Raw genomic sequence first — 15,411 nt, 5'->3', positions numbered from 1 at the left:
GGCCGGGTCCCGTCCGAGCCGCCCGGCGATCAGGCTCGCCGGGTCGAGGGCGGTGGGCGCGAACAGCCGCTCGTCTAGTTGGGATATATCCAGACGAGGCCTGGATCAGTCGCAGCGTATTTAAAAGATAACAGTCCCTTCTATTCACGCTGGTTAAACAAAAATCTATACTGTAAAATTTCTTGACTTTTTTCTTCGTCCAACAAAGCACTCAATGCGGATTCTGCATTATTCCACCGGCATGACACAGGATTAACATACAATGCTTTTTCTTTATTTTTAATAAATAGAAGCGCGTCATCATCGAGGCTTTCTTTAATAAACTCTCGGAGCTGCGGTCCAGGTCGAACTTTCCACAACGCTAGTCTACGTACCGCCCGAAGCAAATTTCCTCTAGGCGAGGGATTAGGCTTCAAATTAATCTCAATTGTATTAGAGACAATGGCGTTTAGATAATTTTTCGAACTGATTATCTTTTTTGACTTAATATCATAAGCTACAGCATCCCAATCAAAGAAAGTACATGAGGGAAGATCACTGAAACTCTCAATAGAGACATGCTGACGGGCCCAAGTTTTTTCCAACGCCCAGAAATCAATTTTCCACGGGCCCGATCTATACCCAAAACCGCCAAAGCGATTAGAAGCCGCGCGCAGACTTTCGGCTAAACTCCTAACTTCGTCGGCGGGAGCGTCAACTACTAAATCGACATCCGATTTAAAACCAGAGCGCCCTTCCCTAGCAAAATCCCGAACGAGACCACCAATTACCGCTACCCCTCCTAAAGGAGTGAATCGATTTTTTAGCACCTCCCGAAAATACACCATCTCGGGCGAAGTGTTCTCCCAAAAATATCGATCCAGCCTCGCCTTGAGGGCGGAAATATTAGGAGCTGTCGACATCATGAATCTCAGAAACGTCTTTCCAAACCTTCATCGCAAAACTGTCTGTCATTCCCGAAATCATGTCTGTCAGCAACCGCAGTTCACGATACCTCATGCTTGCCGCCACGCCACTACTCTTCGCAGCGTTAAGCGCCTCTTCGATATAGTTCGGACTTATCAAGGCGTAAACATATGCCGCCTTCGCTGTGCTCCGCCGCGAGTCGAGTTTAGTATGATCACTCCTGCTCGTTATGGCATCCCAAAAAGCCGACATCAAATCAGTGATCGCCCTCGCGCCAATCGCCTCAGCCCTCAGCACAGCGCAATGACCAAAGGCATATTGCCGCGCCACATCCTTGAGAGCGTCACACAGATCGCTCCCATCCAAAAGCGCGCTTTTTAGCTGAAACTGTCTTATTAAACCCGATTCTTTAACAAAATTATTGCTAGCTTCGCTAATCAACGATTCAATTAATGAAGCCCTTAAATATTGAATCTTAATGTCTCTTTGAATGATCGGGTTTCTACCTCCGCTCTCGACGCCCAAGAATCGTTTTTCAATTTTTTTAACAACTTCGGTATCCGGCACCGCCCTACGAAGCTCAATCAAGACATCGTCAGGAGATAACATAGATTTTTTTAGTATATCATCGACATCTAATACAGAATAAGCAATATCGTCACACGCTTCCATAATCCAAGTAAGATAATGCCGTTGCCCCTCCTTTAATCCTGTGCAAGATCTGATCCATTCAACAATATTTTTTTCGGACTCGAAATATCCAAACTTTTTCGAAAGAGAATTATTCTTATCAACTCCAGACACGGCAACCGGATATTTTAAACTCGCCGCCAGCGTAGCTGCAGATAAATCTAACCCCATATACTCAACATGTGTTTGTAATTTAGTCAAAAGACGTAAACTTTGGGGATTTCCATCAAATTTAAGAAACTCTGATCGAGTTTCTTCGGAAATTGGACAATCAATGCCATCACTTGCCTGTGCCGCCGATAGGTGACTGAAGATCCAATCTTTCCTATCGTCAAACCAACGACCAATAGCTGCCTCTCCTTGATGCCCAAAGGGAGGGTTTCCTAAATCGTGCCCCAAACCTATCGAAAGTAATATTGGTTGAATGGTTTCCTCTAAATTTATTCCTTCAAACATATCTGGAACACGGTGAAAAACCCGCGTTCCGATAGAGCGAGCCAAATTTGCGACTTCGTGGGAATGCGTCAATCGAGTTCTAACACCGTCATTCTCATCCATGGGCCATACTTGTGTCTTATCAGCTAGCCGCCTTACTGGTGTAGAAAACAACAGGCGATCATAATCTTGCTGCAGAACAGACCGCACACCTAATTCTTTTATATCACTAGGATCAGACTCATTTTTATCAACACCAGACCTCGGACGCCGATCTTCCGACCAAATACTCTCTTTCATATTCTCCCCCCATAGAAAGTAGAGATATTTTTCCAGTTACGTTAAATTACCTTATAGAATTTTATCTTCCCCCTTGATCCACATCAACCCCACACCCCTCCTGGTTGTGGCACCATCCCCCCGCGCTTATGTTTAACGCACGGGCGGAACCGCCCGGTCTGTGATATTCCCCGCGCCGCGGCCCAAGGTTCGCGGGCGCGCCGAAATTCGAGACGTATGTCTGAAGAGCAGAACTCGTAAGAGACGATCCAGGAGGAGAGACCCGATGACCGAGGTCGTGATCGCCGGAGCCGCCCGCACACCGGTCGGCGCATTCAACGGAAGCCTGAGCAGCGTCGCCGCCAGCTATCTGGGGGAGGTCGCCATCCGCGCCGCCCTGGAGCGGGCCAAGACCGAGGCCGGCGAGGTCGACGAGGTGGTGATGGGCCAGATCCTCACCGCCGCCGCCGGCCAGAACCCGGCCCGCCAGGCCGCCATCGGCGCCGGCATCCCGGTCGAGCGCACCGCCTACGGCATCAACCAGCTCTGCGGGTCCGGCCTGCGCACGGTGGCGCTCGGCTACCAGGCGATCATGCTCGGCGATGCCGAGGTGATGGTCTGCGGCGGCCAGGAGAGCATGAGCCAGGCCCCGCACGCCCAGTACCTGCGCGCCGGCCAGCGCATGGGCGACCTGTCGCTGATCGACACCATGATCCGCGACGGGCTGTGGGACGCCTTCAACGGCTACCACATGGGCAACACCGCCGAGAACGTTGCCGAGAAATTTCAGATCACCCGCGACGAGCAGGACGCCTTCGCCCTGGCCAGCCAGCAGAAGGCGGGCGCGGCCATGGAGTCCGGCCGGTTCAAGGACGAGATCGCGCCGGTGACCATCAAGTCGCGCAAGGGCGAGACCGTGGTCGATACCGACGAGCATCCCAAGCCCGACACCACCGCGGCGACCCTGGCCAAGCTGCGCCCGGCCTTCGTGCGCGAGAACGGCACCGTGACCGCCGGCAACGCCTCGGGCATCAACGACGGGGCCGCCGCCCTGGTGCTGATGACCGCGGCCAACGCGTCGAAGCGCGGGGTGACGCCGCTCGCCCGCATCGTGTCCTGGGCCACCGCCGGCGTCGATCCGTCGATCATGGGCACCGGCCCGATCCCGTCCAGCCAGCGCGCCCTGGAGAAGGCCGGCTGGTCGAAGGACGATCTGGACCTGGTGGAAGCCAACGAGGCCTTCGCCGCCCAGGCCTGCGCGGTGAACAAGGGCCTCGCCTGGGACACCGACAAGGTCAACGTGAACGGCGGCGCCATCGCGCTCGGCCATCCGATCGGCGCGTCCGGCGCCCGGGTGCTGGTCACCCTGCTGCACGAGATGCAGAAGCGCGACGCCAAGAAGGGCCTCGCCACCCTGTGCATCGGCGGCGGCATGGGTGTCGCGATGTGCGTCGAGCGCGACTGACCTTTTCGGCTGCGCGGAGGGCGGGACGATAGCGCCCTCCCGTGCAACCATGATGAACCAACGGCGTTGACGGCCCGGGTGCGGCCGTCGACGCTCAGCAAACCCAACGCGGCCGCTCAACGCCGCGAGGACCGGAACAGGACAGGGAGGGACACATGGCACGCGTAGCATTGGTCACCGGCGGAACCCGCGGCATCGGCGAGGCGATCTGCGTCGCGCTGAAGAACGCCGGCTGCAAGGTCGCCGCCAATTACGGCGGCAACGACGAGCGGGCGAAGGCCTTCACGTCGCGCACCGGCATTCCGGCCTTCAAGTGGGACGTCTCCGACTTCGAGGCCTGCAAGGAGGGCATCGCCCAGGTGGAGAAGGAGGTCGGCCCGGTCGACATCCTGGTGAACAACGCCGGCATCACCCGCGACGGCACTATCCACAAGATGAGCCACGACGCCTGGCAGGCGGTGATCGACACCAACCTGGGCTCCTGCTTCAACATGTGCCGCAACGTCATCGAGGGCATGCGGTCGCGCAATTTCGGCCGGATCGTGAACATCGGCTCGATCAACGGCCAGGCCGGCCAGTACGGCCAGGTGAACTACGCCGCCGCCAAGTCGGGCATCCACGGCTTCACCAAGGCGCTGGCCCAGGAGGGCGCGCGCGCCGGCATCACCGTCAACGCCATCGCCCCGGGCTATATCGACACCGACATGGTCGCGGCGGTGCCGGGCGACGTGCTCGACAAGATCAAGGCGCGCATCCCGGTCGGCCGTCTCGGCGACGCCTCGGAGATCGCCCGCGGCGTGGTGTTCCTGACCGCCGACGAGGGCGGCTTCATCACCGGCTCGACCCTGAGCATCAACGGCGGCCAGCACATGTACTGAGCGGCGGTTCTCCGCCCGCGTCCGACGGCCCGTCTCCCCGCGAGGCGGGCCGTTCGCGTTCCGGCCCCATCACGTTTTCGTGCCGCCCCGGTGACCGGACGGCCCGGCCGGTCCATATTCCCCGCCATGACAGACGACGTCCGCATCGCCGCCAAACGCGCCAAGCTGGTCTCCGAGAAGGAGCGCTGGGCGCGCGAGAACAGGCAGTTCGGCAAGCCCGAGGCGCCCACCGGCCGGCTGCCGCGCGGCCAGCATCTGGTGCGCGACTGGCCGGTCCTGGATCTCGGCACCCACCCGAACGTCCCGGCCAAGGACTGGACCCTGCGGGTGGAGGGGCTGGTCGACGTGCCGACCAGTTTCGACTACCGCGAGCTGTCGCTGATCCCCCGGAGCGAGCGCACGGTCGACATCCACTGCGTGACCTCCTGGTCCCGGCTGGGCGACACCTTCGCCGGGGTGGCGACCCGCGACCTGATCGCCGAGGTGCGGCCGCGCGAGGAGGCGCGCTTCGTACTGATCAAGTCCTATGACGGCTACACCACCAACCTGCCGGTGGCGTACCTGCACGAGCCGGACAGCCTGATCGCCACCCACTGGAACGGCGCGCCGCTGACCCGCGAGCATGGCGGCCCGGTTCGCCTCGTCGTGCCGGCGCTCTATTTCTGGAAGAGTGCCAAGTGGATTCGCTCGATCCGCTTCGTGGAGCACGACATCAAGGGGTTCTGGGAATCCCGCGGCTATCACATGCTGGGCGACCCGTGGAAGGAGCAGCGCTATGCTTAGAGTTCTGACAGGCGCCCTGGCGGCGCTGACCATGCTGACGGGAGCCGCCCTGATGGGAGACGACACCACCGCCCGGGCCGCCGGAACCGGCCCCGCCCACCAGTTCAGCTTCACCTCGATCGACGGCGCGCCGATGTCGATGGGCGATTTCGCCGGCAAGGCGGTGCTGGTGGTCAACACCGCCTCGCGCTGCGGCTTCACCCCGCAATACGACGCCCTGCAGAGCGTGTGGGAGACCTACCGCGACCGGGGGCTGGTGGTGCTCGGTGTGCCGTCGAACGATTTCGGCGGCCAGGAGCCCGGCACCGAGGCGCAGATCAAGGCGTTCTGCGAGACCAACTTCTCGGTCGACTTCCCGATGACCGAGAAGCAGGTGGTGGTGGGGTCCGGCGCCCATCCGTTCTACCGCTGGGCGGCCGAAGCCGGTGGGGCCGACAAGGTGCCGAGCTGGAACTTCCACAAATACCTGATCGCTCCGGACGGCACGTTCGTGGCGGCGATCCCGACCCGCGTCTCGCCAACCGACCCGAGCGCCATCGCGGCGATCGAGAAGGCGCTTCCGCAATAGACCGGTGCTCACCCTTGCGCTCACAGCCACAGGTTCGATGATGCATGCTACCCTTCTGCGCGCCTCGCTGCTCGCCGTGCTGGCCCTGACGGTCCCGGTGGTCGGCACCCCGGCCGCCGCCATGGCCCCCTCGCCGACCGACCAGCCGACCATGATGGAGGACCCGGAGCTGGAGCGGGCCATCGCCCTGGTCTGGGCGGAAGAGTTCGCCGAGGCCGAACCTCTCCTCCACGCCGCCCTGAAGCGCAATCCCAAGAACCCGGACGGCTGGAACTACCTGGGATTCGCCACCCGAAAGCTCGGCAAGCTCGAGGAGGCCCAGCAGTACTACTTCAACGCCCTGCGCCTCGATCCCGAACACCTGAAGGCCATGGAGTATCTGGGCGAGCTCTACCTGCAGACCGGCGAGCCGCAACTCGCCCGCGACCTGCTGGAGCGGATCACCGCGCTCTGCCCCGCCGCCAAGTGCGAGGAGCGCGACCAGCTCGCCGCCGCGATCGAGAAATACGCAGCGACGAACTGACGCCTGCCCGGCTTTCCTGGCCCTAAACCCGTCCCGGGTCTAACCGCGATGCCGCCCGGCGCGGCCGAGCTCATGGGCCGGGACGACGGTGTCCAGCACCCAGCGGGCCAGCGACGCGCCTTTCAGCCCGTCGATCCTGGGAACCAGGCCGGGGCCGTTCAGGCCCCGCTCGATCTCGTGCTGGCGCACCAGGTGACGGAAATAGCTGATGATGAACACTCGGGTCGCGGAGGTCAGGCCGACGGGGCCGCGCCGCAGGTCGATCTGCGTGCACAGGCTGTTGATCGTCACGCCCTCGGTCCTGGCGATTTTCTCGAGCGAATCCCACATCTGAGGCTCAAGCCGCATGCTGGTCCGCTTGTTGCCGACCGTCACATTCCGGCTTTCCAGGATCGATGCCTTGTCGTTCTCGGATGACAAATCGAACTCTACGCTCATGGAACGCACAAATTGCATGCAATTTCTAAGTGCAATATAGCAATGGCATGGCTCTCGCTGATACGCAACCATTAAACGTTAATTTGTCTCGTTAACTATTTTCAGTTGTTGTTCATGTTTCCTCGGGCGCGCGTAGCTGAAGGGCGAGCGCATGGACCCGGTCGCGGAGTTCCTGCGCCAGCACCTCGTGGACCATCCGGTGGCGCTGCACCCGGCTGGCCCCGGTGAAGGCGGCGGACACGATCGTCACCCGGAAATGGGTTTCGCCCTCCGGCCTGGAACCCATATGTCCGGCATGAAGGTGGGATTCATCGACGACCTCTAGGGCGGTTGGCGCAAAGGCGTTTTGCAGCTTGTCGTGGATGGTTTCGGCGATGGTCATGTATGGACTTTCCTTTCGGGCGCGCTAGGGTCGGAGATCCGGTCTTGTTACACGCCTATGGAGCAGATGGGCACAGCGATGGCGAAGGCAAATCCAGACTCTTTCCTGGAGGATTTTGCGCCGCGCAAACCGGCGGTCCAGGCCTGCGACCGTCCGGGCTGCGGCGCAGAGGGAACGCACCGCGCGCCGAAGGCCCGAAATCGGCTGAATGACTATTACTGGTTCTGCCTCGACCATGTCCGCGAGTACAATAAGGCCTGGAACTACTACGACGGCATGAGCGACAACGAGGTCGAGGAGGATATCCGCCGCTCCACGACCTGGAACCGCCCGTCCTGGCCGTTCGGCACCGTGAAGCCGGGCCAGGGACCGCGCCGCCGCGTGAACGACCCGTTCGGCTTCATGGACGACGACGAGGAGAGCGCGGGAGAGACCCGCCGACGGCAGCCGGCCGACACGGCCGAAGGCAAGGCGGCCGCCATTCTCGGCCTTGAGCCGCCCTTCACCCTGGAGCGGCTCAAGGCCCGCTACAAGGAACTGGTCAAAAAACACCATCCCGACGCCAATGGCGGCGACAAGGCGGCGGAGGAACGGTTGAAAAGTATCAACGAGGCCTATACGACTTTGCGTCGGTTTCTAAGTTAAGGCTCATAGAGCTAAGTTATCCCTTCTGTGGAGCATCGGCTCCCCACTCCCGAGAGACAGGATCTCGTCCATGACGAACGACAGCGTCATCGAGCGTAAGCCCGCCCACCCCCTCGGCCAGCCCGACATGACGGTCTCGGCCCGTGAGGTGTTTGGCCTCGATATCGACCTCGAACTGCCGGCCTTCAGCGAGCCGAGCGAGTATGTCCCGACGAAGGACGACTCCTACCTGTTCGACCATGACACCACGCTGGCCATTCTCGCCGGCTTCGCGCGCAACCGCCGCGTCATGATCCAGGGCTACCACGGCACCGGCAAATCGACCCATATCGAGCAGGTCGCGGCGCGCCTCAACTGGCCCTGCATCCGCGTCAACCTGGACAGCCATGTCAGCCGTATCGACCTGATCGGCAAGGACGCCATCGTCCTGCGCGACGGCAAGCAGGTGACGGAGTTCCGCGAGGGCATCCTCCCCTGGGCGCTGCAGAATCCGGTCGCGCTGGTGTTCGACGAGTACGACGCCGGCCGCGCCGACGTGATGTTCGTCATCCAGCGTATTCTGGAGGTCGATGGCCGCCTGACCCTGCTGGACACCAACAAGGTGATCACGCCGAACCCGTATTTCCGCCTGTTCTCGACCGCCAACACGGTCGGCCTCGGCGACACCACGGGCCTCTATCACGGCACCCAGCAGATCAACCAGGGCCAGATGGACCGCTGGAACATCGTCACCACCCTGAACTACCTGCCGCACGACGCCGAGGTGAACATCGTGCTCGCCAAGAGCCCGGGCTACGCCAACGACGACGGCAAGCAGACGATCTCCAAGATGGTGGCCTGCGCCGATCTGACCCGCGCCGGCTTCATCGCCGGCGACATCTCCACGGTCATGTCGCCGCGCACGGTGATCACCTGGGCCGAGAACGCCGACATCTTCGGCGGCGACATCAATCTGGCGTTCCGTCTGACCTTCCTCAACAAGTGCGACGAGGTCGAGCGGACGATCGTGGCGGAATACTATCAGCGCTGCTTCGGTGACGAGATCACCGAGCTCGGCATCAAGGCGGCCGAGTAACCGCAGCCAGCGAGGAATCCCATGAGGAGCAACCGCGCGCCCGACGATCCGGCGTTCGAGGACTTCAAGCGATCCACTGCGGCCTGCCTGCGGGCGATGTCCGGCGAGATCGAGCTCGAGGTCACCTACGGCGCCGAGCACGCGACGGCGGCGGGTACCCGTGCCCGCCTGCCCTCGCCACCCAAGGACATGGAGCCCGCCGCCCTCGCCCGTCTGCGCGGCGAGGCGGATTCCATGGCGCTGCGCCTGAAGCACCATAACGACGATGTCCATGCCCGCTACGCCCCCCAGGGCCAGGCGGCGCGTGAGATCTTCGAGGCGATGGAGCAGGCGCGGGTCGAGGCCATCGGCGCGCGGCGGATGGAGGGGGTGGCCAACAACCTCTCCGCCATGCTCGACGACAATTTCCAACGCAAGGGCCTGGACCGGGCGGAGAAGGACGACGTCTCCCTGGTCGACGTCATGCGCCTGATGGCGCGGGAGTCGATGACCGGCGAGGCGCCGCCGGAATGCGCCCAGCGGGTGATCGACCTGTGGCGCCCCTGGGTGCAGTCGAAGGCCGGCGCCGACCTGTCGGAACTGGTCAAGCACGTGGAAGACCAGGGCGCCTTCGCCAAGCTGGCGCGCCAGCTGATCACCGATCTCGACCTGGATGTCGGCGACGAGGGCGTGGCCGACGACGATCCGAGCGAGGCCGAAGGCGAGGACGAGGGTGGCGACGTCGACGAGACCAGCGACGGCGGCACCCGCGGCACCTCCGAGGACGGCACCGAAAGCGAGAGCATCCCGTCCGACATGCAGGCCGGCGACGAGAGCGCCGAAGGCGAGGATGCCGAGGAGATGGACCTCGAGCCGGGTTCCGGCGACGAGGAGCCGGCCAATCCGGGCTCGCCCATGCATCCGAACATGGACGGCCGCAACTGGCAGGATCAGGTCTACCGCGCCTACACCACCGAATACGACGAGGTGGTGCAGGCCGACACCCTGTGCGACGCCGACGAGCTGACCCGCCTGCGCGCCCTGCTCGACCAGCAGCTCAGCCACCTGCAGGGCGTGATCGGCAAGCTGGCCAACCGGCTGCAGCGCCGCCTGATGGCGCAGCAGAACCGGTCCTGGGACTTCGATCTGGACGAGGGCGTGCTGGATGCCGGCCGCCTGTCCCGCGTGGTCACCGCGCCGCTCTTCCCGCTGTCCTACAAGATGGAGAAGGACACGGATTTCCGGGACACGGTCGTCACCCTGCTGATCGACAATTCCGGCTCCATGCGCGGCCGGCCGATCACCATCGCGGCGATCGCCGCCGACATCCTGGCCCGCACGCTTGAGCGCTGCGGCGTGAAGGTCGAGATCCTCGGCTTCACGACCCGGGCCTGGAAGGGTGGCTCGGCGCGCGAGCGCTGGATCTCCTCCGGCAAACCCCAGGGGCCGGGTCGCCTGAACGACCTGCGGCACATCATCTACAAGTCGGCGGACGCCCCGTGGCGCCGGGCCCGCAAGTCGCTCGGCCTGATGCTGCGCGAGGGCATCCTGAAGGAGAACATCGACGGCGAGGCCCTGATGTGGGCGCATAACCGCATCATCGCCCGCTCGGAGGAGCGACGCATCCTCATGGTGATCTCCGACGGCGCGCCGGTGGACGACAGCACCCTGTCCGTGAACCCGGGCAACTACCTGGAGAAGCACCTTCGCGATGTCATCAAGTACATCGAGTCGCGCTCTCCGGTGGAGCTGGTGGCCATCGGTATCGGCCATGACGTGACCCGCTACTACCGGCGGGCCGTCACCATCGTCGACGCCGAGCAACTCGGCGGCACGATGATGGAACAGTTGGCCTCGCTGTTCGACGAGGACGGCAAGGGCGGCGCTTCCGGCGGTCGCCAGCGGGCCGGCGCGCGGCTCTGAGCGGACGGACGCGAACCACAACGGGCGATGCCTCGGTCGGATAAGACCTTGGCAACGCCTTTCTTTCGCCACGCCCTTGGGTCACACTCGCGCGACTTTCAGACTGTCGGGTGACAGAGGGACGCGGTGGTTCGCTTTGAGAACGTCTTCATGCGCTATGACGGAGGTCCCGTCATCCTGCGCGACGTGTCCTTCGATCTGGAGCCGGGATCGTTTCATTTCCTGACCGGCGCCAGCGGGGCCGGGAAATCGACGCTGCTGCGGCTGATGTATCTGGCGGCCCGCCCGGTCTCGGGCCAAGTCTCCATGTTCGGCCGCGACATCGCCAAGGTCACCCGCAAGGAGCGCCCCTCCTTCCGCCGCCGGATCGGCGTGGTGTTCCAGGATTTCCGCCTGCTGCCCCATCTCTCCGCCCTGGACAACGTGGCGCTGCCGCTGCGCATCGCCGGCACCCGTGAGGCACTGATCCGCGAGCATGTGCCGGAGCTGCTCGCCTGGGTCGGGCTGTCGGGCCATCTGGACGCCCTGCCCGCCACCCTGTCCGGCGGCCAGCAGCAGCGCATCGCCATCGCCCGGGCGGTGATAGGAAGGCCCTCTCTGCTGCTCGCCGACGAGCCGACCGGCAACGTGGACGACCGCATCGCGGTGCGCCTGCTCTACCTGTTCGAAGAGCTGCACAAGATGGGCACGACGGTGATCATCGCGACCCACAACGAGAGCCTGGTGGACCGGTTCGACCATCCGCGCCTGCATCTGGAGGACGCCCGGATCACCCGGCGCGCGCCGTCCAGCCTGCTGCGCCGTCCGCCGCCCCGCGCGACCACTGCGTCAGCCGGTGCCGCCGCGCCCCGGCCGCCGGCGGCGGATCCGCGATGATCGGCCACTCCGACCTCGCGCTCGGCCGGGATTCCTCGACCCGGTTCCTGCCCGGCCTGCTGGCCGTCATGGTCTATCTCGCCGCGCTGGCCACGGTCGGTGCGCTGGCCGCGCGCGGGTTTGTCTCCGACTGGGACGCACGGCTGTCCGGGGCGGCCACCGTGCAGATTCCGCCGGTCGACGGGCTCAGCCAGCAGGAACGGCTGGATTCCGTACTGCGACTGCTCGGCGTCACGCCAGGCGTCGCCTCGGTGGAGCCGATGCCGCCGAAACAGTCGGCCGCCCTGCTGGCCCCCTGGCTCGGCGCCGAGCTGGCGGAGACCCTGCCGCTGCCGCTGCTCGTCGACCTGCAGTTGGACCGCGGCCAGGAGGTCGACCTGGCCAGCCTCGCGACCCGCCTCGACAATGCCGCCCCCGGCACCACCCTGGACGATCACGGCCGCTGGCTCGCCGAGGCGCGGGCGTTGGGCAATTCCGTAGCCATCGCCGGGACCTGCATCCTGGCGGTCGTGCTGCTCGCGGCCGTGCTGGCGGTGATCTTCGCCGTGCGTACCGGCCTGTCGGTGCATCGCGAGGAGATCGAGATCCTGAACCTGATCGGCGCCCCCGACCGATACATCGCCCGGCAGTTCCAGTGGCATGCCGGTCGGCTGGCCCTGTACGGCGGCATCGCCGGCGCCCTGCTGGCGGTGGCCAGCATCATCGGACTGCAGATCGGGGTCGGGCAATGGTCCTCCGCCCCGATGGATGTCGGCGTGTCCAGCATCACCGCCCTGGTGCGGATCGGCTGGGCCGAGTGGATCGCGCTGATCCTCCTTCCTCCCGTCACCGCGGCGATCGCCATGGCGACCGCGCGGGTGTCGGTCCAGACAGCCCTCGCCAGGATGGCCTGAGATGGCACGACGCAATCGTTTTCGCAGCGCCCGCGCGCAGGAACGGCGCATGGGGGGGCTGGGATGGCTGGTCCTGCTGGCCGCCATCGCCCTGGTCGTCGTGTGGACCGTCGGCCTGGTGCGGTTCGTGGACCGGCTGCCCCGCACCGCGGAGGCGCAGCCGCCGACCGCAGATGCGGTGGTCGTGCTGACCGGCGGCAGCCGGCGGGTGGACGAGGGCGTGGCGCTGCTGGAAGCGGGGGCCGCCCCCGTGCTGTTCGTCAGCGGCGTGGACGAGCGGGTCGACGGCAAGGGCATCCGCTCGCTGCTGGACGACGGCGATACCCGCCTGCCGGACAAGCTGATCGACTGCTGCCTGGTGCTGGGGCACGGCGCCACAGACACCATCGGCAATGCCCGCGAGACCGAGATCTGGATGGCCGTGGGCGACCGGGAGTCGATGCTGCTGGTGACGTCGAACTACCACATGCCGCGGGCGATGCTGGAATTCGCCCACGCCATGCCGTCGGTCCGCATCACCCCGTACCCGGTCATTCCGCAGGATGTCCGCCTGGACCACTGGTACCGCTATCCCGGAACCCTGGCACTGCTGGCGAACGAGTATTCCAAGTACCTGTTCGCCACAGCCCGCGTCACCGTCGCCGGCTGGTTCATGGTGGTGGCGAGCTGAGGCGACCGGCCGGGCTAGCGGCTCAGGATGCGGTGGGGCGGCAGGTCGACCGTCACCGCGGTGCCCTGCCCGGGACGGGTGTCGATTTCCAAGGTCCCGCCGTGCAGGCGGACCAGATGCCGGCAGAGCGGCAGTCCGATTCCGAGCCCCTCGTGGCGGCGGTTCATCGGGCTCTCCACCTGTTCGAACAGCTGCAGCGAGGCCTGGACCTGGTTCTCGGTCATGCCCGATCCGGTGTCGCAGACCCGGATCCGGACACCGCCGTTCGGGATGTCGCCGTCTTCCGGGCCGCGCCAGGCGCCGACGGCCACCCTTCCTCCCTCGCCTGCGGCGCGGATCGCGTTGAGCACCAGGTTGACGACCACCAGCTGCAGCCGTTCGCGGTCGCCCCGCACCGTCGGCAGCCCCTCGGCCAGGTCGAGCGCGATCGCCACGCCCGGCGCCATCACCGACGCGTCGACCGACCGGACGGCCTCCGCGATCATCTGCGTCACGTCGATCTCCGATTCCTCGAGAGCCAATTCGCCGGTCTCGGCCTGGGCGACCTCCAGCAGGGCATTGACCAGACGCAGTAGGTGGCGCCCCCCGCCCCGGACGAAATTGACGTAGCTGCGGGCCTCGTCGGTCGGCTGCCGGCTCTCCAGCAGGTCGGCGAAACCGATCACCGCGTTCAGCGGCGTGCGCAGTTCGTGGCCGATCACCGCCAGGAAGTTGGTCTTCGCCTGGTTGCCGGCCTCCGCCCGGTTCAAGGCGTCGCTCAGTTCCGCGGTGCGTTCGTCCACCCGTTGGCGGATCAGCGCGTTCTGATAGATCAGCAGGCAGAGCGCCAGCCCGACGAGCAGGCTCAGCATCGAGCCGCCGATCCCCAGCATGAATGCCGGCACCGTATCCACGCCGCCCTCGAAGCTCGGCAGCAGGCTCCATTGCAGGTGCCAGCGCGCCTCGCCATGGGTGAACCGGTGATCGAAGGTGGCGACCGCCTCATTGGGCGGCTCGGCCACGCCGCGCACCGTCTTCGGTTCGCTGTCGAGCTCCCAGCTTCCCGGGTATTCCAGCAGCCGCATCGACAGTCCCGGCAGTTCCCACCGGACCATCCGCTCGAACAACTCGTCCACGTCGAGAATGCCTAGCAGAAGACCCGGCGTGCCCCCGTTCGGAGCGGACACCGCCAAGGCGGCGAAGCGACGGTCGACCATCTGGAACGTCGGGCTCATGACCACGGTTCGCTCCAACCGCGTAGCCGACAGCGCCATGGACCGCAGAGGTGCGATCGCCGCCAGATCGGCCCCCTCGTGGAACTGCGGACGGCCCTGGCTCGCGAGCATCACCGGAAAATGGCTGGCCCAGCTAGGCGAGGGCTTGTCGGGGTTCCCCGGCACGGAGAGAACGATGCCCCGCCGGTCCTCGTAGCGGCGCCGCTCGCTGTCGTCGAGGATGGCCGCGAAGGCCAGCCCGGACAGGGTGACGCTCAGTCCGTCGGATGGAAGATTGGCCTCCGCGCGGGAGAGCTCGTCCGCCTCCACGAAGGACGAGCTGTGGAACAGAGTGACCAGTGCGCCGAGCTGGGCCTCGACCTGCAGGAGGGCGCCGTCCACGGCGCTGGAGAGCTCGAGCGCCTCCATCCGTCCGCGCTCCAGCCAGTTCTGGCGGCTCGACTCGGCCAGCCGCAGGGCGCCGAGGACGGACGCGGCGACCCCGCACAGCGACAGGAGCAGAACGAGCGCGAACGCCCCGAAGGAGACGCTGCCGCCAAGACGACTGGCACCAACACGACTGGCACCAAGACGACTGGCGCCGGGCGGGTTCATCCCCCGGCGGGCCTGCTCTGCCTTGCCTGGTTCCCGTGACACGTGATCTGCGGGGCCGTTGGACGGCCTCCCCCCAATGTTTTCTTGTTTAAGAACTCGTGCTACGCGCCCAAATGTTAAGATCGGCATAACACGGAGTTGCGTCGGCCAGGACGGCTGCCGGACTCCTTGTCTGCCGAAGAATGTCGAGATACA

General features: G+C 64.4%; 16 protein-coding genes. 11 read left to right on the top strand and 5 right to left on the bottom strand.

From position 1 onward, the window contains the following. Positions 1–140 precede the first annotated feature (140 nt). Both BLS34_RS25290 and dgt read right to left on the bottom strand, forming a co-directional pair. Positions 141–902 carry a hypothetical protein gene (locus BLS34_RS25290; protein WP_139189110.1) on the bottom strand — a complete coding sequence of 254 codons (762 nt, stop codon included), beginning with the start codon at positions 900–902 and terminating at the stop codon, positions 141–143. Further along, entirely contained in the window at positions 886–2,331 is a 1,446-nt protein-coding gene (gene dgt / locus BLS34_RS05425; RefSeq protein ID WP_093148747.1) for a dGTP triphosphohydrolase, read from the bottom strand. Before dgt ends, BLS34_RS25290 begins: the two co-directional genes overlap by 17 nt. A gap of 265 nt (positions 2,332–2,596) precedes the next feature. On the opposite strand from dgt, the gene BLS34_RS05420 reads away from it, so the two are divergent. From BLS34_RS05420 to BLS34_RS05400, 5 genes are all read left to right on the top strand, one after another. Beyond that, on the top strand, positions 2,597–3,775 hold the full coding sequence (locus BLS34_RS05420) for an acetyl-CoA C-acetyltransferase (protein WP_093148744.1): 1,179 nt from the start codon (positions 2,597–2,599) through the stop codon (positions 3,773–3,775). Between the two features lie 155 nt (positions 3,776–3,930). After that, positions 3,931–4,653, top strand: a complete 723-nt coding sequence (gene phbB / locus BLS34_RS05415) for an acetoacetyl-CoA reductase (RefSeq protein ID WP_028795663.1) — start codon at positions 3,931–3,933, stop codon at positions 4,651–4,653. 126 nt (positions 4,654–4,779) lie between these two features. Further along, positions 4,780–5,436 (top strand): sulfite oxidase-like oxidoreductase, encoded by a 657-nt coding sequence (locus tag BLS34_RS05410; RefSeq protein WP_093148742.1) that lies wholly within the window; start codon positions 4,780–4,782, stop codon positions 5,434–5,436. Next, positions 5,429–6,004 carry a glutathione peroxidase gene (locus BLS34_RS05405; protein WP_093148739.1) on the top strand — a complete coding sequence of 192 codons (576 nt, stop codon included), beginning with the start codon at positions 5,429–5,431 and terminating at the stop codon, positions 6,002–6,004. Before BLS34_RS05410 ends, BLS34_RS05405 begins: the two co-directional genes overlap by 8 nt. 40 nt (positions 6,005–6,044) lie before the next feature. Next, the gene (locus BLS34_RS05400; RefSeq protein WP_175474110.1) at positions 6,045–6,527 is read left to right on the top strand and encodes a tetratricopeptide repeat protein; all 483 of its coding nucleotides are present in this window, start codon (positions 6,045–6,047) and stop codon (positions 6,525–6,527) included. A gap of 39 nt (positions 6,528–6,566) precedes the next feature. Here the strand turns inward: BLS34_RS05400 and BLS34_RS05395 are convergent, their stop codons facing one another. Next, a complete protein-coding gene (locus BLS34_RS05395) occupies positions 6,567–6,965 on the bottom strand; it encodes a ribbon-helix-helix domain-containing protein (RefSeq protein ID WP_093149226.1) in 399 nt (132 codons plus the stop codon). A gap of 112 nt (positions 6,966–7,077) precedes the next feature. Next, entirely contained in the window at positions 7,078–7,347 is a 270-nt protein-coding gene (locus tag BLS34_RS05390) for a BolA family protein (protein WP_093148735.1), read from the bottom strand. A 78-nt stretch (positions 7,348–7,425) separates the two neighbouring features. On the opposite strand from BLS34_RS05390, the gene BLS34_RS05385 reads away from it, so the two are divergent. The 6 genes from BLS34_RS05385 to BLS34_RS05360 all read left to right on the top strand — a co-directional run bounded on the left by BLS34_RS05385 (position 7,426) and on the right by BLS34_RS05360 (position 13,408). Next, on the top strand, positions 7,426–7,992 hold the full coding sequence (locus BLS34_RS05385) for a J domain-containing protein (protein WP_093149224.1): 567 nt from the start codon (positions 7,426–7,428) through the stop codon (positions 7,990–7,992). Between the two features lie 70 nt (positions 7,993–8,062). Then, positions 8,063–9,067 (top strand): cobaltochelatase subunit CobS, encoded by a 1,005-nt coding sequence (cobS, locus tag BLS34_RS05380; protein ID WP_051245030.1) that lies wholly within the window; start codon positions 8,063–8,065, stop codon positions 9,065–9,067. Between the two features lie 21 nt (positions 9,068–9,088). Beyond that, positions 9,089–10,969 (top strand): cobaltochelatase subunit CobT, encoded by a 1,881-nt coding sequence (gene cobT, locus BLS34_RS05375; RefSeq protein ID WP_093148732.1) that lies wholly within the window; start codon positions 9,089–9,091, stop codon positions 10,967–10,969. Between the two features lie 126 nt (positions 10,970–11,095). After that, entirely contained in the window at positions 11,096–11,845 is a 750-nt protein-coding gene (gene ftsE, locus BLS34_RS05370) for a cell division ATP-binding protein FtsE (protein WP_084619034.1), read from the top strand. Further along, a complete protein-coding gene (locus BLS34_RS05365; protein ID WP_038015194.1) occupies positions 11,842–12,738 on the top strand; it encodes a cell division protein FtsX in 897 nt (298 codons plus the stop codon). The genes ftsE and BLS34_RS05365 overlap by 4 nt, the downstream gene beginning before the upstream one ends. Position 12,739: 1 nt before the next feature. After that, a complete protein-coding gene (locus tag BLS34_RS05360) occupies positions 12,740–13,408 on the top strand; it encodes a YdcF family protein (protein ID WP_093148730.1) in 669 nt (222 codons plus the stop codon). A gap of 14 nt (positions 13,409–13,422) precedes the next feature. Here BLS34_RS05360 and BLS34_RS05355 read toward each other — a convergent pair whose 3' ends face one another. Next, a complete protein-coding gene (locus BLS34_RS05355) occupies positions 13,423–15,258 on the bottom strand; it encodes a sensor histidine kinase (protein ID WP_175474109.1) in 1,836 nt (611 codons plus the stop codon). Positions 15,259–15,411 lie beyond the last annotated feature (153 nt).

Source organism: Thalassobaculum litoreum DSM 18839, assembly GCF_900102465.1.
Classification (GTDB): Bacteria; Pseudomonadota; Alphaproteobacteria; order Thalassobaculales; family Thalassobaculaceae; genus Thalassobaculum; species Thalassobaculum litoreum.
This window is presented reverse-complemented; position numbering and strand designations above follow the sequence as displayed.

What these genes read in the sequence shown, in the direction of transcription:
- BLS34_RS25290 (WP_139189110.1), bottom strand. Translation starts at nt 902, where the DNA reads ATGTCGACAGCTCCTAATATTTCCGCCCTCAAGGCGAGGCTGGATCGA.
- dgt (WP_093148747.1), bottom strand. Translation starts at nt 2,331, where the DNA reads ATGAAAGAGAGTATTTGGTCGGAAGATCGGCGTCCGAGGTCTGGTGTT.
- BLS34_RS05420 (WP_093148744.1), top strand. Translation starts at nt 2,597, where the DNA reads ATGACCGAGGTCGTGATCGCCGGAGCCGCCCGCACACCGGTCGGCGCA.
- phbB (WP_028795663.1), top strand. Translation starts at nt 3,931, where the DNA reads ATGGCACGCGTAGCATTGGTCACCGGCGGAACCCGCGGCATCGGCGAG.
- BLS34_RS05410 (WP_093148742.1), top strand. Translation starts at nt 4,780, where the DNA reads ATGACAGACGACGTCCGCATCGCCGCCAAACGCGCCAAGCTGGTCTCC.
- BLS34_RS05405 (WP_093148739.1), top strand. Translation starts at nt 5,429, where the DNA reads ATGCTTAGAGTTCTGACAGGCGCCCTGGCGGCGCTGACCATGCTGACG.
- BLS34_RS05400 (WP_175474110.1), top strand. Translation starts at nt 6,045, where the DNA reads ATGCATGCTACCCTTCTGCGCGCCTCGCTGCTCGCCGTGCTGGCCCTG.
- BLS34_RS05395 (WP_093149226.1), bottom strand. Translation starts at nt 6,965, where the DNA reads ATGAGCGTAGAGTTCGATTTGTCATCCGAGAACGACAAGGCATCGATC.
- BLS34_RS05390 (WP_093148735.1), bottom strand. Translation starts at nt 7,347, where the DNA reads ATGACCATCGCCGAAACCATCCACGACAAGCTGCAAAACGCCTTTGCG.
- BLS34_RS05385 (WP_093149224.1), top strand. Translation starts at nt 7,426, where the DNA reads ATGGCGAAGGCAAATCCAGACTCTTTCCTGGAGGATTTTGCGCCGCGC.
- cobS (WP_051245030.1), top strand. Translation starts at nt 8,063, where the DNA reads ATGACGAACGACAGCGTCATCGAGCGTAAGCCCGCCCACCCCCTCGGC.
- cobT (WP_093148732.1), top strand. Translation starts at nt 9,089, where the DNA reads ATGAGGAGCAACCGCGCGCCCGACGATCCGGCGTTCGAGGACTTCAAG.
- BLS34_RS05365 (WP_038015194.1), top strand. Translation starts at nt 11,842, where the DNA reads ATGATCGGCCACTCCGACCTCGCGCTCGGCCGGGATTCCTCGACCCGG.
- BLS34_RS05360 (WP_093148730.1), top strand. Translation starts at nt 12,740, where the DNA reads ATGGCACGACGCAATCGTTTTCGCAGCGCCCGCGCGCAGGAACGGCGC.